This is a genomic window from Aquimarina muelleri DSM 19832 (assembly GCF_000430665.1).
Lineage (GTDB): Bacteria > Bacteroidota > Bacteroidia > Flavobacteriales > Flavobacteriaceae > Aquimarina > Aquimarina muelleri.
The window spans coordinates 1-20,778 of record NZ_AUML01000049.1 but is presented as its reverse complement, the minus strand read 5'-3'; the positions used below and the strand labels follow the sequence as shown (position 1 = coordinate 20,778).

Genomic DNA, 20,778 nt, shown 5'->3' with positions numbered 1-20,778 from the left:
GGTAGCCCCTGGTAAAAACCAGAGATAACGCGTTATACTAAATTGATGATTTGTGTGTAAAAAATGGCGGATTACAATACCACTTCTTCGTTATCTAAGCTTGTTATTTCTCTATTTTGAAGAGTTGAAAAGTTTAATATTTCTGCAAATTCTTTTATGCTTAACGTATCGTACACATTTTCTAGAGATAACATAGTTCCAAATTCTTTATTTACCAGATTAAGTAACATAACCACTTTAAGACTGTTTCCACCTAGTTCAAAAAAGTTATCTTTTACCCCAATCTCATTGGTATTACAATTCAGTATTTCTGCCCATATTTCTACAAGTTTTTCTTCAATTTTATTTTCTGGTGCAGCGTATACATCTGTTTTTATATCAGCTAGAGTAATCAATGGCAATTGTTTTCTGTCTATTTTTCCTGTTCTTGTTAAAGGAAAAGTTTCTATTGGTATATAAACGGTAGGAATCATATATTTTGGTAAACTATTCATTAATTCAGATTTTATATCGTTAGTTTCTATTGGTAACTGAGAATGGATATATGCTACCAAATATTTATTTTCATTGAGTTCTTGTAATAACACAATTGCTTTATTTACAGATGTTATAGATTCTAATTGATTTTCAATTTCAGACAATTCAATTCGTAATCCATTTAGTTTTATTTGTGTGTCTTTTCTTTTTACAAACTCAATTTCTCCATTAGGTAGTAACTTGCCAATATCTCCTGATTTATATATTCTGCCTTCGTTTTTTATTGGGTCTGTTACAAATACTTTTTCGGTTAATTCTTTTCTATTCAAATATCCAAGAGAAAGATAATCGCTCTTAAAAACTATTTCTCCTTCTCCATAAATACCTACCTTTTGATTATTTTCGTCTATAAGAAAAGCTTCTGTTTCGACTACTGGTTTTCCTAAAGGAATATTTGCTCTGGTTATTTGCGAATCATGGGATAAGAATTTTTGTAATACTATAGTCGATTCTGTAGGTCCGTAATCATTTACAAATAAGGTTCCTGCAGAAAAATACTTTTTGAATATATCTAAATCTGATTTATAACAAGCCTCCCCCCCCATATCTACAATCCTAACGGTATCTAAGATTTGGTTTTCTTCTAATCCGTTTAAAAAATACCTGTAAATCGTTGGTACCATATGTATTATAGATATATTACCTATACATAACCAATCATATAAATTATGTAATCCATTTTCAGTAATGTTATATATGCTTACCGTAGCACCATTTAATAATGCACCATAAATGTCTTTTACAGAGGCATCGAATGTATAGGTAGAAAATACGCTTAGGTTGTCTTCTTCTGCGATATGAATATTATTGGTATATACTCTTATAAAGTGTAGTACGTTTCTATGATTTTGCAGTACTCCTTTAGGGTTTCCTGTAGATCCAGAGGTATACAAAACATAAGACTCGCTTTTAGGGTCTATTTTTATACCTAAATTAGGAATCCCAGGAACAATTTCTTTTTCTAAAACTTGAATTATAGTAAGGTTTGACAGGCTTTCTTTAACTTCTCTTGCTGCTTTTATGGTACTATTATTACAAATAAGAATACTACTTTTAGAATCTTCTAATATAAATTGTATTCTATTGTTAGGACTTCCTGAATCTATTGGCACATAAGAACAACCTGCTTTTAAGACTGCCAGCATGGCTATTACTGAATTTTCATCATGTTGCAGTAATAAAGCTATTCTTTGTTGTATATTACTTGTAGCCAATACTATTTTATTAGCAAGATGATTTGCTTTTGTATTTAGCTCTTTATATGTTACCGATTTATCATTGCATGTTACAGCAATGTGATCTGGATATTTTTTAACTTGTTTTTCAAACCTGTCTATAATGCTTTGTTCAATTTCAAAAGCTTCAAAGAAATTAAATTCGTTTACGGGCTTAGGATCTTCTTCTTGAAAAATAAATTCTTCAAAAACTTTAAACTCTCTAAGTTTTTTGTCGGTATCCTCTACAGATTGCTCTATAATAGAAAGATATGTATCTATCCAATATTTTACAGTTTCTTTTTTAAACAGATCCCTATTATATACACATTTTATCTCGTATCCATTGATAAAACTTTTCAAGTAACATTCAAAATCAAATTTTGGAGAAGCTTCTAAAGTCCCTTCTTGATAGTCAAATACATCTATACAATCCTCTGATTTAGCATCAAAATCGAGCATGTTTAAAAATATAGAACTTAAAGGGAATCGATTTTGATCTTTAGGTATATCGAGTTCTTCCAGTATTTGCTCAAAAGGATAATCTTGATATGCCAAAGCTTCCATTATTGTTTTATTTACTTCTAAAAGAAAGTTTTGAAATGTTGCTTTATCCTCTAATTGATCTCGTAACATCAAGGTATTTATAAAACACCCAACTATATTTTTTAATTGATGATGACTTCGATTGGCTACGGGTATACCTATAACAATATCTTTTTCTGCGGTCAATCTGTTTACTAATATCTTTAAGGTAGCTACAAAAACAGAAAAAATACTTGTTTTATTTTTTGAGGATACTTTATCTATTTTCTTTTTTAATTTTTCATCTAAAAAGATAGTGTAGTACGCAGATGCTGTTTTTGAATTTTTTACTTTATTTCCATAATCTGCTGGTAATTGCAGATATGGTATATCTCCTGATAATTTTTCTTTCCAATAGGATTCTTGCAAAAACATTTTGCCATACATTAACTTTTCATTTTGCCAATAGGTATAGTCTTTATAATGTGTTTCTAATACTGGAAGATTGGGTTCTAATTTTAAAAGTTTAGCTTGATAGATTTCCATCAATTCTTTGGATATAACATCCATAGACCAGCCATCGCTTATAATATGGTGCACATTAAAAAATAATGTAAAAGAATCGTCATTTTTTACCACCGCAATTTTAAACAACGGAGAAATATCTAAATCAAATTCGTGGGTAAATATTGCATTTTGTATTTCTGCTACATTATTTGTTTCAAAATAAGAAACATCAATAGCCTCGTAACTAAGTATTTTTTGTTTTGGATTTCCATTGTTCTCTACAAATATGGTTCTCAAAGCTTCATGTCTTTCTAAAATTACATTAAATGCAGATTCGAAAACTTTTATATTAAGATCCTTAGGTAAGGATAATTTACTATAGATATTAAACTCTTTTGATTTTCCTTGTATTTTATACAATAACCAAAATCGAATTTGTGATGGAGATAGTTTATAAAATTCTTGCTCTTCAACTTTCTCTATTTTATTCAGTTTTGTTGTTACCGTATTTGCCAGTAAACTAGCATGACTCTTTACTACGGTATTAGAATAGATTTGTTTTAGATCTATTTCTTTTTCAAAAACTCTATTATATTCGTTAATTAGTTTACTTAGCAATAAACTATGCCCACCTAGTTGAAAAAAATTATCTGTAATCCCGATTCCTTTTACCCCTAAAATATTCTGCCATATATTTATTACCTTTTCTTCTGTTGTGTTTGTAGGAGCTACATATTCCGTTTTTATAATATCGGCATTGCTTACTAACGGTAATGCTTTTTTGTCAATTTTACCATTTGGAGTTAATGGTATTTTATCTAATTGTATGTAATAACTAGGTAACATATAATCTGGTAATTTTTCACTCAACAGAGTGTGTATTTTTTGTTTTTCCAAATCTTTGTTACTTACCAAATAAGATACTATCACGTTATTATTTTCTACCTCTTGTACTACAACCACACTTTGCTCTATATACTCATAAGAAGTTAGTGCATTTTCTATCTCTCCCAATTCTATACGATATCCTCTTACTTTTACCTGATCGTCCTTTCTTCCTAAAAACTCTATATTTCCGTCGGGAAGCCATCTGGTTAAATCTCCTGTTTTGTACATAAGATCCCCATCAACAAAAGGATTAGGAATATACTTTTGTTGTGTTAAATCTGGCTTATTTAAGTATCCTTTGGTTACTCCTGCTCCAGAAATATATAATTCTCCTATTACTCCAACAGGCTGTAATTTCATAGTATCGGACAAAATATACATGGTCGTATTAGAAATAGGTCTGCCTATCGGCACAGAACGATCATATTCTTTTTCTACTCTAAAACAGCTACTATAAGTAGTATCTTCTGATGGGCCATAAAGGTTTCTTAATTCAATTTCTGAATCTTTAAAATGACTTGCAAGTGCTAAAGGAAATGGTTCTCCTGCCAAATTAATTGCCGCAGTATTATGAAAAGAAACTTTTTTATCTATAAGTGTTTGTATTACTGAAGGGACTGTATTAATTAAGACTTTTTTGTCTTTACCCAAATAATCCCCTATAGATAATCCATTTTCTAACAGTCTTATTTTTTTACCTATACTTAACGGATAAAACAGTTCATAAACAGATAAGTCAAAACAATGAGAAGTAACGGCATACAGATATTCAAAATCTGTATTTTTAAATTCTGTATTTGCCCAATGTAGCATAGAAACTGCATTGCTATGGGTTATCATTACTCCTTTTGGGTTACCTGTAGATCCTGATGTATAGATTATATAAGCAATAGTATCTGGGCTGGTATTGGTTATAGATAGTGCACATGATAAAGAAGGGGTCTCTTTATATAAATTTAGTAAGTAACCATCTATTATAACTTTGCAATTACTGTCTTCTTCAATATTTTTTATTCTTGCTTTAGGATAATTTGGATCTATTGGCACGTATGCGCATCCAGCTTTTAATGCTGCAAGTAAAGAAACAACTAGCCAATCTGTTCGATCTAGCTTTACTCCTACCAAATCTTCTGCTTGTAAATCAAAATTAGCAAGTAAATAATTCGCCAAATCACTAGATAAACTATCCAGTTCTCTATATGTTACTTGTTTATCTTCAAAAACAAGAGCTATAGCCTCTGGAGTCCTTTCTGCCTGTTCTATAAATAAGTCAACTATTGTTTTATTTTTTGGATATGTTATTGTGGTAGTATTAAATTCTTCTAAAATACATTTTCTCTCTCTATTGGTAAGTAATTCTATTTCTACTAAAGGAATAGATGGATACTCTATTATTTGATCAAATATATTCTCTAAATGTGTAAAAATCCCTTTAACAAATTCTTTTTCATAAATGTCTGTATTATAAGAAATATCTAAAGAGAGTCCTTCTCTTTCTATAAATGTAAAGGATAAATCAAATTGAGAAGATTCTCTTTCTAACTTATAATCCCTTATAGTTATGTCTGAATTTAATGTTTTGCTTTGAAAACCAGATAATTGTTGTTGATTTTGAAATACAACCATAACATCAAACAAAGGCGATCTAGAAACATCTCTTTTCAGCTTCAATTGCTCTACAAGTATATCAAAAGGGAAATTTTGATGTGTATAGGCATCTAATAATTGCTGCTTTTCTTTTTGAAGTACCTCTATAAAATTATCCTTATTATCTAACTGCGTTCGTATTGCTAATGTATTAAGGTATAATCCTATTTGAGATTCCAGGTCTGAGTGTTCTCTTCCTGCTATAGGAGTACCTATAATAATATCTGTTTGATTTGTGTATCTATAAAGCAAAGTCTTGATCACTGACATTAATGTCATAAATAAAGTTACTTGCTGTTCTTGCGAAAATCTCTTTAATTGCGATAAAACTTTTACTGGAAATTGATAATTTAATTCTTTACCTGTATAGGTTTTTATTAATGGTCTGTTTTTAAAGCTTGGTAGTTCCAATATTGGCAATTCTCCTTGAAAAGTATTTAACCAATACTCTCTGGATAGTTTTTGTGAATCTTCGAGATTAGCTTTTGTTAACCATGCAGCATAATCTTTAAATTGTATTTGTAGGTCTGGTAAGGATATAGTATTGTTTTTCTTTAACTGTATATAACTTTCTATAATCTCTGATGTTAAAACCTCTAATGACCATCCATCACTTATAATGTGGTGCATTGCTAAAAAGAAAATATATTTATTTTCTTTTACCTTTAAAAGTGTTGCTCTAAACAAAGGTGCATTAGATAAATTAAAGCCTTTGTTTTGCTGTTCTTTTATATAGTTTTCTGCAGATTGATCTGGAAACTGAGACATTGAAAAATCTTCAAAACAAAGGTTGAAATCGATATCTAATTTTGAAATTATATATTGATGCAGAACTCCTTGCTCGTTGTTTTTAAAATATGTTCGTAATATCTCATGCCTTTCAATTACATATCCAAAAGCTTTTATAAAGTCAGCCTTTATAACGTTTCTATTTATTTCTACAGCTCCTGTTATTTGATAGGCCTGACTATCTTCTAACTGGCTCAAAAGCCATAATCGTTGTTGAGAAGGAGTCGTTACATAACAATCTGCTTTGGTCACACGATCTATAGCAAAAAATTCTTGGTCTTTTAAAACATCCCTTAAGCTTTCTACAGTAGGATTGGTATAAAAAGTTTTTAATGGTACACTTTTATTTAGTTGTTTATGAATTCTATTAATTATTTGAGAAATCATTAAACTATGCCCTCCTAGCTCAAAAAAATGATCTCTTATACCTATATTTTTAACTCCTATTACCTCTTCCCAAATTGTAATCAAGGTTTGTTCTGTTTGATCTCTAGGTGCTATATATTCTTTTCTGGTGATATCTCCTTCGGTAATTTCTGGTAAAGCTTTTTTGTTTATTTTTCCATTAGGGGTTAGTGGAACTGATCCTATAACAACAAAATGGTTAGGAACCATATAAGAAGGCAACTGTTCTTGTAGACACACCCTCAATTTAGATTTATCTATAGAATCATTTTCAACATAATAGCATACCAGTACTTCTTCATTTTTTACTGTTTTAACTATTACTATAGCTTGTTTTATGTCTTTAGAAAATTTTGATATCGTATTTTCTATTTCGCCTAATTCTATACGATACCCTCTTAATTTTACTTGATGATCTTTTCTTCCTAAAAACTCTATATTACCATCTGGCATCCATCTTGCTAAATCCCCGGTATCATACATTTTTGATCCCTTAATAAAAGGATTGGATATAAATTTTTCTGTAGTTAAGTCTAACCGATTTAAATATCCTTTTGCTACTCCTGCTCCAGATAGATAAAGCTTGCCTATAACTCCAATTGGTACAAGTTCTAAATTATCATTCAGTATATATGCTTGTGTATTAGAAATTGCTTTACCTATAGGTACTGTAGTGTAAGAATTATTTGTTAACTTATAACATGTACTATACGTAGTATCTTCTGATGGGCCATAAAGATTACGTACTTCGATTGCTGTATTTGTAAATTTATTAGCTATATCTAATGGAAAAGGTTCTCCTGCTAAATTTAAAACAGTAACATTACTAAGATCCCCTTCATCGTCTAGTATTTTCTTGATTGTAGAAGGAACCGTGTTTAATAGAACCTTTTTATCTTTATCTAAATAAGATATAATATCCAAACCATTATTAAGAATCCTTATGGTTTTTCCTACAGATAGTGTGTAGAACATTTCAAAAACAGATAAGTCAAAACAGTGGGAGGTAGCAGCATATACAACCTCAAATACAGAAGCATCAAACTCTATTTGTGCCCAAGTAAGTAATGCTACAGCGTTACTATGAGTTATCATTACTCCTTTTGGATTACCTGTAGTACCCGAAGTATAAATAATATATGCCGGATCATCTGGTTCTTTAACTATTTCAATGTTCTCTTTTGAAAAATTTTCTTGCTCTTTCTTAAAATCTAGTAATAATTCTTTATCTATAACTAATCTACAGTTACTATCTTTCTCTATGTATGCAATTCGATCTTTTGGATAATTAATATCTATAGGAACATATGTTGCTCCCATTTTTAAAACTGCCAAAATAGAAATGATCAAATCCTCGTTCCTATCCAATTTAATTCCTACAAAATCATTACGAATTATGCCATGATTTTTTGATAAATAATTCGCTAATCTATTCGCTTGCTCGTTTAATGATCGATAACTTGTTGTTGTTTCTTTATATAAAAGTGCTGCGTGATCTGGAGTCTTTACTACCTGGGCTTCAAATACACTAATTATAGTTTGATTTCTATCAAAAATCACCTTATTATTATTAAATGCATGTAGTAAAATCTCTCGTTCCTTCTCGAAAACTATAGATATATCTTGTACAGCTTGTGTTATATATATTTCTAAGTTTAATAACCAAGTGGTAAAATTTTCTAAAAAATGTGCCGCAATTTCTTCTTTTATAAAATTGGCGCAAAAAGATATAGAAATTTCAAAATCCTTGTTTTCAAATTTATTAACTCGTAATTGAAATGGAAGTCGAAAAGATTCATTTTCGTTTCTATTAAATAGTAGTGCAAAGGAAGAGTATTCATCAAAAGATTTTTTTGTTATAGAGGTACTGTCATAGTTGCTATATTTATAAACATCTTGTACTTCTTCTTTTATTTCTTGAATATATGTCTTTAAAGTTCTTTCCTCTAAAGCCCCAATCGCAAATAACAATAAGGCTTCTGTTTGTTGATCTATTCCTTTAGAAAAAATAAGTTCACAATCTTCGAAATACTTTTGTAAAAGTGCTGCGAAAACAGAAAGTAAAACTGTAAACTCTACAATTTCGTTTCCTGATGTTATTCTATGAAAATAAGCTAAATCTTCTTTTTTCAGACACTTCTTTTCTGTAGAATTTATTTGGACATCTGTATAATCTACATTATCTCTATCCCCTATTTTACTTCTCCAGTAATTTGATGTTATTTTTTGTACAATAGTATTCATACTTTTCACACTTTTGTTAAGCAACTTCTGATATCTCTTTTAAATAGCAACTAGGTATAGTAGCTTTTATATTTTGTTGTAAAGATTTTACTCGAACAATGATTTTGTTAACATTGTTTACATTAAGAATTTCACATTCTACACCATTTAAAGCTCCGTATTGGATTTTTTTGATATCTCCTACTTTACAATTGTTATTATCTATTTCTATATCTGTTATATCTTTTTCTCCAACTATAAATTTAATTTGATCAATTTCTTGTTGTTTAACTATGGCATATTCACTACCAAACCTTATATATGCGCAAGCACCATCTACAGATAATGCTTTATATAAATCTAATGAGGACTTGATATTGACAAATACATAGGATGAAAATAATGGAATCTCAATTGTTTTTTTTCTATCACTCCAACTTCTAATTGTTTTAATCATCGGTACAAAAGATTCAATCTTGTTTTCTTTTAAAAGTTTATCAACTTTTATTTCATGACGAGATTTAACGTATAAAACATGCCATCCTATTTTAGAAAGTTTCCCCATGATAAATAATATTTATTAAGATGATTAGTAATGAAAAAGCTTACTATGATTGTGTGTGTGCTTACTAATAAAAAGCAAAAGATTTAGAAAAAAACCATAGCTTCGCTTCCCTGACTCACATAAAGTAGATTCCTTAAAAAAATTATACTCCGTAAAATCTAGTTCTGTTTATTTTGTATTACAAAACATATCAGTAAAAATAATTATTTAGTAAGGGGGATATTTCCCTTTTTTTATCCTAAAACCTGTATCTCTCAAATACGAATAAAAAACTAAATAACTTAAATAATAAAAACTATCAATTAGTTCATATCATCTGTTACAAACATAATTCAAAACAAAACCTATAAACAAGTTAACATAGTCTGTATTCGGGAATAAAGACCCTGTATTCACGGAATCAAGATCAAAAAAAACAATGATAATCAATTATTTATCAATAAGTTACAAAAATACAATCCATTATACACAATACCTCTCTCATTACATTATCAAAAAAGTCTGACTATACAAAACTTGTGATTTCATCCTATTTACCGAGAGAGTTTTTAAAATAAAAAAGTATGGGAAATTTCTAAAAAAAGAAGATTTTAAAAAAGCATACAACATACTTTTTTACTCTAAAACAGCAAAAATATTACTTCATTTTTAGATTTAGTCCTATATAAATCGCTATATTTATCAATCTCATAAAACGAATATCTTAAAACCTAATAACACATTGTCTTGAAATTTAGTAGTACTTATCCTTTTTTGAATCAATCTTATTTAAGAACTATTCCTCTTCTGTCATTGGAGTTTTATTACCCCTTTATTAAAAAAAAGAAAATATCTGTTACGAAATTTAAAAAATTCTGTTACGATACTATTTTTAAAGAAAATACATTTTCATATTTCTTTTCAAGCATCTATTTTATAAGGATAAAGGGATTTTATTGCCTAATGAGAGATTAAAAAAAGCAGTATAATTCTAATTGTATTTTATCTATTAGAGCATGAAAAAAATTATTCTTACAACTTCTGTGTTTTTTATTTTATTTACCCCTAGTTTATTTTATCCACAAAATATAAATCTAGCAGAAATAAGTATGCTTTCTCAAAAGCCCTATACAGAGCTATCAGAAGCATACAATCTACAAATAAATGATTCTATCATATCTCGAAGCTATGCTATTGCTTATCTTAAAAAAGCTAAAAAAAATAATGATATTATTAAAAAAGCTGATGGATATTATATGCTTGCTGAAATCTCAGAAAGATCAAAAGCATTATTATATGCGGACAGTATAATACAATTAACAACAAGTAAAGAAGGTATAAAATACCCTGCAGAGGCACACATCTTTAAAGCAAGATTATTAGGCTCTCAAGGACGTTACAGAAAATCAATGGAAGAGTTGGTTATAGCAAATTCTTATGCTAATAAAAATGAGAATATCGATCAACAATATAGAATTAAATATTTTATAGGGTTATTAAAAAACAATTTAGGAGAGTATAAAGAAACTCTTTATACTTTTAAATCTATTGAAAAATATTATAGAAGTAAGTTCGAGGAAGACAATTATAAAAACAGATATAATTATATTAAATCAATTTATGCATTAGGCAATGCATATAATGATAATAAAAATTATGATTCTGCTTATTATCAAAATAAAAAAGGTATAGACTTATCCTTAAAATCGCAGGATAGTATATTATATCCAAACTTTTTATTATCCTCTGGAGTAACAAATTATTATACAAAACAATACCAATCAGCTGTTGATAGTATTTCTAAATTCATATATATATATGGAAACGACACTAATATAAGTAAAATATACTTTACTACCAGTGATTTATATTTAGGTAAAATATATTTTGAACAAAATGAAATAGACAAATCAATCCATTATCTTAAAAAAGTAGATTCAACCACTTTTGCTCAAAAAAACTTCTTCCCAAATCTAAGATCTGCTTATGAAATACTAATCAAATCTTATAAACAAAAAGAGAATATAGAAAAACAACTATATTACATTGATAGGTTACTTAAATTTGATAGTATCTCTAGTAAAGAATTTAAACATTTATATAAAACAATTAACGAAGAATACTCAACACCCAATCTAATCTATAAAAAACAAGAAATTATAGATTCCCTTAAAAAGAATAATAAAAATAAAATTGTTGTAGTCATTATATTATCTTCTGTATCCCTTGTCCTTATTTTAATACTGTTATTTAATAATCGAAAGAAGAAGGTTTACAAAAAACGATTTTTAGAATTACTTCATCAAAATAACAATACTCATCCAAAAGAGATTAGTAACTCCCTAAGTACACATAAAAAGGAAGAAAAAAAAGACCCAACAGATATTGGTATATCTGATATTATTGTTTATGATATATTGAAAAGCCTAAAGGAGTTTGAAGAGAATCAAGGGTTTTTAAATTCTAATATTACTATAAGTGAACTTTCTAAAGAGTTTAAAACAAACTCTAAATACCTGTCCAAAGTTATAAACTCTCATAAAAATAAAGGTTTCAGTAGTTATATAAATGATTTAAGAGTAGATTTTGTTATCAAAAAATTAAAATCAAACTCAAAATTTCGAAAATATACTATCAAAGCTATCGCAAACGAAATTGGTTTTAACACTACAGAAGCTTTTTCTAAATCATTTTACAAAAGCACAGGTATTTATCCTTCTTTTTTTTTAAAACAATTAGAAAAAGAACTAAAAAATCTATAAATTCAGAAATACACATAAATAACTTACTATCAGATGCGTACGTTTCGTTATTCCTGAAAACAGAGAACTGAATTCCCGAAAACAGACCATCATGACCTAAAATGTACTACTAGCCTGATAATTAATGAATAGTTTAGCTTCAACAAAATCATTAATAACTAATTTAAATTCTTCTAAAAATGAAAAATTCAAACACTCAGAACAAATTAGGTAAATTAAGTTTAGAAAAACTTAAAATAGCAAAACTTAAAAATACGAATCATATCATAGGAGGTAATGCCAATAATAATAAAAGTGATGATTTGTCATTACCTACTTGGACAAAGCCAGCAGCTATTACGATAGTTTAATTTATAAGTAACCCTTCTTTTTTTATATTAAAAAAACTTTGAATCAAATTAATAATAATTTTAGTGAAGCTTAAAGAGCTTCACTAAAATTGACTATTCCTATTATGAATTGGAAATCATTAGTCATAATCTTATATATTACCCTATCTGGATGTCAAGGCAAAATAAACGAATTACCTTCAAAAATTATCACTGAAGAATGCCATGGTATAACAATTAAAGATCCATATAGATATGCAGAAGACACTAACTCATCAATAGTAAAAAATTGGATAGCTGATCAAAATAAAGTATCCAAGAATTTATTAAACAAGATAGAAAAGCGTCAGTATTTGATCGATAAACAAATTAGTTATGATAAGAAAAAAACATTTATCATATCAAAACTTAAAGTAACCGAGAATAATAAACATTTTTATCTAAAGAGATTACCCGAAGAAAATATTCCTAAACTCTATTACAGGAACTCATTTTCTAGTCCAGAAAAACTTTTGTATGATGCCAAACAATTTAAAACTAAAACACAACATACTTATATAATAAACTATATACAGCCTAACTGGGATGGGACTAAAATCGTAATTAGCCTAACTTATAATGGAAAAGAAATATCTGAATTAATAATTTTGGATGTTTCCTCTAAAAAAACACATCCAGAAGTATTAACCAATGCGTGGCCATCTAGCTCAGGTGGAATAAAATGGTTACCCAATAATTCAGAATTTATTTATTCTTATTATCCAATAATAGATCCAAAATCAAAAAAATTCTTAAAAAATACCAAAGCTGTACTTCATAATATAAATAAGCCCTCTTCGGGCTTTATCGAAATTTTATCTAAAGAACATAACCCTGATCTAGATATTGAAGAAGAGGACTTCCCTATAATTTCGATAGAAAATTCTAAAAGTAAATATCTTATAGGAAAAATAGCTGGCGGCGGTGGTCTAAACTACCATAACTCTTATTATCTTGATATTAATGATATCACTACAAAAAAATGGATGCCATTATTCAAAAAATCAAATCAAATTAAGGATTTTATAATTAAAGAAGATTCTATTATTTATAAAACCAGTAAAAAAGCTCCTAATTTTAAAATCTGTATCACTTCTATTAAAAATTCAAATTTTGAAAACCCAAAAGTTCTGATCCAAGAATATAAAAACAAAGTAATTACAGATTTTGATATAACCAATGAAGCTCTATATTTCGTTACAAACACAAATGGTGTAAAAGCAAAATTGTATAAGTACACAGATAATATTACAGAAGAGATTAAACTTGATACAAGCTATGGAAGCATTACCCTAAACGTAAAAAGTTCGAATCATTCTGAGCTGTGGGTTTCTGCACAAGGGTGGACTACAAATAATAAAAGGTATGAATATAAAAATGGTATCCTTAAAAATAAACACCTTAACAATTCTCTAGAAAATGAAATTCCTAATGACATTGTTGTTGAAGAAATTGAAATAGATGGGCATGATGGCGAAAAAATACCGCTTTCTCTTATATACAATAAAAGTATAAAAAGAAATGGTCAAAATATGGTTATGATGGATAGTTATGGTTCTTTTGGAATATCCATGCAACCTTCTTTTTCTTTAAGACGTTTATTGTGGGTTATGGAAGGAGGGATTTATGCTATCGCTCATGTAAGAGGAGGTGGAGAAAAAGGAGATACATGGCATAAGGGAGGATATAAGGCCACAAAACCTAATACTTGGAAAGATTTTATTTCTTGTACTGAATTTTTAATTAAAAACAAGTATACGTCTTCAAAAAAAACAGCTATTTGGAGTGGCAGTGCAGGCGGTATACTTATTGGTCGTGCAATAACAGACAGACCTGATTTATTTACAGTAGCAATAGTAGAATTTGGATCTCTAAACATACTTAGATCAATAATACATGCTAATGGTGATAATATTGCCAAAGAATTTGGATCTGTAAAAGACTCTATAGAGTTTAAGTATTTATTAGAAATGGATGCTTATCAACATATTAAAGACAAAGAAGAATATCCTGCAACTTTATTGACTGCTGGATTAAATGATCCTCGAGTACCTGTTTGGAATACCATTAAATTTGGAGCTAGATTACAAAAAGCTAATACCTCTAACAAACCTAATTTTTTATTAATAGATTCAGAATCTGGACATGCCAAAGATGATCCCAAGTTAAAAGAGTTTGAAAGGTATGCTAATATATTATCTTTTGCTCTCTGGCAAACAGGACATCGTGATTACCAGCCTAAATAAAAAATATTACAGCATTCATCGTTTTACCTTATTAACTACATATTTGCTTCGGGCAGCCAAAAAAATTTATGTAGATTCCTTACAAGAAAATTAAAAAAACAAGTGTGTAATAAAAAATCTGAATTTAATTTATTACACACTTATTGAATATCTTATTTAAAAGTATATGTCTTTTTTACAACTTCCGTTAATCTAAAATATCCATTAGCATAATTGTCAGGATTAGTTAAGTTGACACAATTCCCTTTTAAAGATACTGGAGTTGTCCCAAAAAGACCTACTCCTTCACTTTGTGCGATTAGAATACCTATAAAATCATAATATGCTTCAGAGATTCCTAAAACTTCAACATCTACGACATCCCCAGGTTCAAATACAAAAGTATTGGAGTCTTTATCATCTTCTTTTTCATATATAATACTAACCTCATTACCATTAATGAATTCATCTTTTACGTTAATAAACGTAGAAAAAAGATCTCCCCGTTCATTGAACTTAAGTAGGTAAAAGTTTTCTTCAGCTTCAGGATCATTAAAGGAGGTTTTTATTTCTAAAGCTTCATCGTCAGAACCATCTTCTCTAGACTGCGAAAGCTCAACATTATCAACCACAGACATTAAAGTCTCGGTTGCTGTATAGTTTTCTTCATTATAGATTACCTCTAGGGTATAAGATTGATTTATTATAGGAACAAATTCTGTGGTTATATAATTTCCATTATTTTGATCTGTAAATATAAATTCGTCTCCGTTACTATCATTTGTAACTTTTACTGATGCTCCTATAACACCTAAATTTTTCGTTGTATCAAAATAAGGCTTAGAGGTACTCAGTTTTATGGTTTGTTCATTACCTAAAGTTCCTTTTTCCCAATCTAAAGAAGCTTCAATGACCAACCTTGATGGCGCAGTTTGAACTTCTATATCCACTACATCTTGACAAGATGTAAATGTTACAATTAATATTAGTATTGTAAGTTTCAAATATGATTTCATAGTATTAGAATTTAAAGTTATAGGTAATTGAGGGTACTATACCAAAGATTGCTGTTCGTGTAGCTTCATTTACACCAGTTGCTATGTTTTGCTCAAAAGATATAGACGTAGCATTTTTACGGTTGTAAACATTATATATTCCAAATACCCACTCTCCTTTCCATTTTTTATTTGGTTTTCTATTAGGTCTGTAAGTTGCTGAAAAATCTAACCTATGATATACTGGCAATCTATCCGAATTTCTATCCGAATAACTAGCTATAGATAGCCCTCCATAAATATATTGACCGTTTGGATAAGTTACTGGCCTTCCTGTTTGAAAAACCAAATTGGTTCCTAATGTCCATTTTTCATTTAATTTATAAGCTCCTGTTAACGAAAAATCATGTGTCCTATCGTAAGCTGTGTCATACCATGCTCCATTTTCTATTCCAAGTCCCCCTGCACTCCCTCCTGGGGTACGTTGCTCTGATTTTGACAAAGTATAGGTCAACCATCCAGTTAGTCTCCCTTCGTTTTTTCTAACTAATACTTCAAGACCGTATGCCCTTGATTCACCATTAAGAATTTCTGCTTCAATAGCATTATTTGCAATAAGAGTTGACCCGTCGATATAATCTATACGATTGTCAATAGTTTTATAATAAACCTCTGCTTCTAAAGAGTATATTTCATTTTTAAAATTTTTAAAATACCCCAATGCATATTGATTAGATAACTGTGGTTTTATATACTTGCCACTAGGTGTCCAAACATCTAGCGGAGATACCGATGTAGTATTAGACAACAAATGAATATATTGTGCTACTCTCGAATATCCTGCTTTTATAGATGATGATTCACTTAATTGATAAGCTAATGAAAACCTGGGTTCCAAATTACCAAAACTTTTAACGGTTTCACTTTTTTCGAAATTAGTACCCTCTATTTCTACACCTCTCTGATAAATTCCTAAAAAATCATTATAAACTACCGGTTGATTATTTAAATAATTTTTTACCACTTGCCCTCCCAATCGGTTAAAACCACTATATCTTAAGCCATATTGTGCCGTAAGTTTATCAGAAAACTTATGTTCTGCATCCACATAAAGAGCACTTTCTACGGCTCTTTTTTGATCTAATTCATATGGATTTACTGAAGATTCGTCTGTGTTTGGCTTAATTTCTCCTGGTCTAAAATCATAATATATAATACTGGTTCCGAAATCTAATTTAAAACGTTCGGAGGCATAATATCTTAGGTCATATTTTAGATTATAGTTCTTAATAGAAGAAATCCAATCGTATTCTAATAGATTAATACCTAAATTGTAATCATAACTACTAAATATTGCAGAGGCATTTGAAAATAATTTATCATTAAAAAGATGGTTCCATCGCAGATTACCAGAGATATTACCATAACTAGCAGTAAGATCCTTGTTCAAAACAAAATTATCTCTACCTAAATACCCAGAAAGAAAAAGTTTATTGTTTTTATTAATCTCATAATTGGTCTTAAGATTAAAATCACTAAATCTAGCACTATTACCATTTAATTCTGATTTAAGAAGCAGATGTCCATAAGATGCTCTTCCTGCAAGTAAAAATGAGCCTTTTTCTTTAAAAACAGGTCCTTCAATCGCTAATCTACTAGAAATTAATCCTATTCCTCCTGTAAACGCAAAGTTTTTACTGTTACCGTCTTTTTGACGAATATCTAAAACTGATGAAACTCTACCTCCAAAACGAGCTGGAATCCCACCTTTATATAGTTTTGTGTTTTTAATGGCATCTGCATTAAATACGGAGAAAAAACCAAATAAATGAGACGTGTTATAAATAATAGCTTCGTCTAATAGTACTAAATTCTGATCTACCGCTCCTCCTCTCACATTAAAACCACTAGATGCTTCTCCAACATTAGATACTCCAGGAAGTAATTGTAGTGCTTTCATAACATCTACTTCTCCTAAAACTACTGGGATTTGTTTAATTGTTTTAATATTGAGTTTGGATACTCCTATTTCGGGTTTTTGTAACATTGCCCTTTCTGGTTCTTCTGATGTGATGACTACTTCATCTAATTGATTGGTTGACTCCTTCAATTCAAAATCTATATTCTGATTAGAATCAAGTGTAACCTCCTTATTAATTTCAGTAAAACCAATATAGGAAATTACTAATATATAGTTCCCTTTTGGTGCTGTTATAGAATAGAAACCATATTCATTTGTGATTTCTCCAATGGTTGTGTCTTTAAAAAAAATGGAGGCCCCCAAGAGTGTTTCTCCATTATTTGCATCCTTAATTGTACCACTTATAGTATAATTCTCCTGAGCGGACAATATGGTAGTAAATAAAATAAAGAATAGCAATATTATTTGATTATTGATTAATGGTTGTTTATTAGTGTTTTCTGCTTTTTTAAACATTTTTATTGGTTTTAAGATATCCTTGTGTTAGTCCAAAAAAATTAATAAATGACTTGATTACAACTCTTTACACAAAGAGCTGTTTTGGTGTTTTTTCTATTACTCTATTTTTACATAATTTTCATTTAAAGTGTTTGGAATATGTTTGAAAACTGTATAATACCCGCTTTCAAACATATTCTATAATTCATTTTTGGTTAAAATCTATCTATATAACTCATTATAGTCAGAATAGTTTCAAAAAAAAAATTCAGTCTTGTTCGAGATCATTTTAATCCACATTTTGGAGTTTAATTCTCTCGAGGCAAGCCTCGGAAAACAAAATATATTTTCGGAAGCATACCTCGTGAGCTTGCTCCAAGATTATTTTTTTTTTAAATCACTTCATTACATAGTTTAAAAAAAATAACAAAAAAAACCTGAACATAGATCTTAAAAATAATTGACAATATTACTTGTGATTCATTTAGATTTAATTTTTAATTTGTTCGTTACCTAAATTTATTTTTAAAAAAAAGAATTAAATCTCTAGCATTAGCCTCCTTCTTAATTTCATCGCTAAGAAAAAATTTAGCAATTTCTAATTGATCATCATTTGGATTTTTTGCTATATGCTTACAAAACGTGTTTAATTGTGTTTCATGAATAAAATTCCAGGTTATTGATATACTATCTGATTTACAGGTTACATCATGAAACCAACCTGAAGGAAAAAAGACAATTTCACCAGAGGATAATATATCTTCATAATCATGTGTAATATTCGAAAAACTAGGGAACTTAACATGATCTGGATTTGTAACATCTACAAAATCTCCATTATTCATTACATTAGATTCTTTATCTGGACTAAACAAAAATATTTTTTTCTCTCCATAAAACTGACATAAAACAGCATTACTAGCAAAAGGATCTTTATGAAGCCTTGTTCTGGAACCTTTTCCTGATATAAATAATCCTTTATATGGATAATGAAACTCATTCACATTCCTTTCCTCTGTTTCCTTATTACTAGGTATTACTAAAGCTTTATTGGGCACAAAATAAGGATGGCTCCACGCTTCTTTTAAAGCTTCGAAAACTTGATCTGACCAATAAAAATCTTCATCTTTAAGTTTTGTGTACCATCTCATGTATTGATTAGATAAACCCTCTTTTTCGTTTCTAAAAAAATTAGAATCTATATATTTTTCAAGCGTTTGAATTGTTTGTAAATCAAATAGGTCATTATATACTTGTACTTTTTCTTTACCAAATGTTTTTTTTAGGTAATCTGGAGTAAATTTTTTCATGTCCCAAGTTTCCATTCCATCTGTAACAATTACTGGCTTATTCCCTAAGATGTACTCTTCGACAAACCTTTCTTCGGTTATGTTTTTAATTCTTGGTATTTTCATTTTATTTTTTTTATTCTATTTAAGAAATGACTTCTGTTTTTAGGTTTTCGACGATTTTTTCTATATTATCTTTATCTAAAAGAGTAAGATGGTTTGAAGGTATTGAATGTACAATTACATCTTTGTTTGTATACTGATTCCATCCATAGTCAAATTCATTTTCATTATTATCTGCAACTCCCATTTCTCCCTCTTTTTCGTTTTCTAATTCTACTGGAATATACATGGCTCTAAACAAAATAATAGTTGCTTCTAATTTTTCTTCATCCTTGATGAAATAAGTGTAATTTTCATTATTAAAATTAACCTCAAAACGTCCTCTTAATTCGGCTTCGTTTATTTTAAAATTTGATTCCTTTGCTAATTTACAAACAGCATCCATTTGTTCTTTTTTAGATTTTCCTTCAAGAGTTAATGCTGACCAATCAAATTCTTTTCCAAAGACTTTATTTATTTCTTCATATAACAAATCTCTAAACACTTGATCCTTATCTTTATCTTCAAGCTTACGAGTATTAGCATCCAAAAGAGAACTATCCAACATTAATAATTCTTCAACTTCAAATCCTTTATTTCTTAATTGTAATGCCATTTCATAAACTACTATTCCTCCAAAAGAATAGCCTCCTAATCTATATGGACCATGTGGATCTACTTTTTGCATTTCTGTAATAAAAGTAGAAGCCATCTCTTCAATAGATTCTGAAATTGGTAATTTTCCATACAACCCTGGGCTTTGAAATGCATATAAAGGTTGATCTTCTCCTAATTGTTTCGCTAACTCTAGATAACAATTAACGGTTCCACTACCTGGTGGCGCCAGATATATTGCTTTTTGGCTTCCTTTATCCTGTAAAGCTACTAGTATACTCTCTTTAAAAGGGTTTTCTGAATACATATTTTCAATAAACTCATAAATTGTCGAATATTCGAATATCTTAATAATACTTATCTCAGAATTAAATACCTCATTAATACGAGCAACTAATTTTATGACCAATAAACTATGTCCGCCCAACTCAAAGAAATCATCTTTTATTCCTATTTGAGCTAATCCTAACAAATCTTGCCAGATTTCTACTAACTGAACTTCTGTTGTTGTACGAGGAGCAACATATATTTTGGTTGATAATTCAGAACTATCTGGGTCTGGTAAGGACTTCCTGTCTAGTTTGCCATTGGAGGTTAATGGCATTACCTCCATCTCTACCCAGATCATCGGTACCATATATTCTGGTAAACTTAATTTTAAATGTTCTTGCAGCTCTTCTTTATCTAAATCTCCTTCTACAACTACATAACCTACCAAACGATT

General features: G+C 29.2%; 9 protein-coding genes. 3 read left to right on the top strand and 6 right to left on the bottom strand.

The window, feature by feature from the left end:
- Nucleotides 1-71: 71 nt before the first annotated feature.
- Nucleotides 72-8,756 carry a non-ribosomal peptide synthetase gene (locus tag H527_RS0116815; protein ID WP_027413771.1) on the bottom strand — a complete coding sequence of 2,895 codons (8,685 nt, stop codon included), beginning with the start codon at nt 8,754-8,756 and terminating at the stop codon, nt 72-74.
- A gap of 16 nt (nt 8,757-8,772) precedes the next feature.
- Complete coding sequence (locus H527_RS0116810; protein WP_035088610.1) at nt 8,773-9,300, bottom strand: UpxY family transcription antiterminator; 528 nt, start codon at nt 9,298-9,300, stop codon at nt 8,773-8,775.
- Between the two features lie 995 nt (nt 9,301-10,295).
- On the opposite strand from H527_RS0116810, the gene H527_RS0116805 reads away from it, so the two are divergent.
- From H527_RS0116805 to H527_RS0116795, 3 genes are all read left to right on the top strand, one after another.
- The gene (locus H527_RS0116805) at nt 10,296-12,041 is read left to right on the top strand and encodes a helix-turn-helix domain-containing protein (protein ID WP_027413769.1); all 1,746 of its coding nucleotides are present in this window, start codon (nt 10,296-10,298) and stop codon (nt 12,039-12,041) included.
- Nucleotides 12,042-12,220: 179 nt separating this feature from the next.
- Nucleotides 12,221-12,391: a hypothetical protein gene (locus H527_RS24070; protein ID WP_155837930.1), complete on the top strand. Its 171-nt coding sequence runs from the start codon at nt 12,221-12,223 to the stop codon at nt 12,389-12,391.
- A 104-nt stretch (nt 12,392-12,495) separates the two neighbouring features.
- The gene (locus tag H527_RS0116795) at nt 12,496-14,655 is read left to right on the top strand and encodes a prolyl oligopeptidase family serine peptidase (protein WP_051316840.1); all 2,160 of its coding nucleotides are present in this window, start codon (nt 12,496-12,498) and stop codon (nt 14,653-14,655) included.
- 152 nt (nt 14,656-14,807) lie between these two features.
- Here the strand turns inward: H527_RS0116795 and H527_RS0116790 are convergent, their stop codons facing one another.
- From H527_RS0116790 to H527_RS0116775, 4 genes are all read right to left on the bottom strand, one after another.
- Nucleotides 14,808-15,650: a DUF4249 family protein gene (locus tag H527_RS0116790; RefSeq protein ID WP_027413767.1), complete on the bottom strand. Its 843-nt coding sequence runs from the start codon at nt 15,648-15,650 to the stop codon at nt 14,808-14,810.
- A gap of 4 nt (nt 15,651-15,654) precedes the next feature.
- Complete coding sequence (locus H527_RS0116785; protein ID WP_051316839.1) at nt 15,655-18,066, bottom strand: TonB-dependent receptor; 2,412 nt, start codon at nt 18,064-18,066, stop codon at nt 15,655-15,657.
- A gap of 491 nt (nt 18,067-18,557) precedes the next feature.
- Entirely contained in the window at nt 18,558-19,463 is a 906-nt protein-coding gene (locus H527_RS22455; protein ID WP_051316838.1) for a cupin-like domain-containing protein, read from the bottom strand.
- Between the two features lie 19 nt (nt 19,464-19,482).
- Nucleotides 19,483-20,778 (bottom strand): thioesterase domain-containing protein (locus H527_RS0116775; RefSeq protein WP_027413765.1); only part of this gene is annotated, 1,296 nt, incomplete at its 5' end.

Excerpts from the sequence above, each read along its gene's own strand:
- H527_RS0116810 (WP_035088610.1), bottom strand. The coding sequence starts at position 9,300 with ATGGGGAAACTTTCTAAAATAGGATGGCATGTTTTATACGTTAAATCT.
- H527_RS0116805 (WP_027413769.1), top strand. The coding sequence starts at position 10,296 with ATGAAAAAAATTATTCTTACAACTTCTGTGTTTTTTATTTTATTTACC.
- H527_RS0116795 (WP_051316840.1), top strand. The coding sequence starts at position 12,496 with ATGAATTGGAAATCATTAGTCATAATCTTATATATTACCCTATCTGGA.
- H527_RS24070 (WP_155837930.1), top strand. The coding sequence starts at position 12,221 with ATGAAAAATTCAAACACTCAGAACAAATTAGGTAAATTAAGTTTAGAA.
- H527_RS22455 (WP_051316838.1), bottom strand. The coding sequence starts at position 19,463 with ATGAAAATACCAAGAATTAAAAACATAACCGAAGAAAGGTTTGTCGAA.
- H527_RS0116815 (WP_027413771.1), bottom strand. The coding sequence starts at position 8,756 with ATGAATACTATTGTACAAAAAATAACATCAAATTACTGGAGAAGTAAA.
- H527_RS0116785 (WP_051316839.1), bottom strand. The coding sequence starts at position 18,066 with ATGTTTAAAAAAGCAGAAAACACTAATAAACAACCATTAATCAATAAT.
- H527_RS0116790 (WP_027413767.1), bottom strand. The coding sequence starts at position 15,650 with ATGAAATCATATTTGAAACTTACAATACTAATATTAATTGTAACATTT.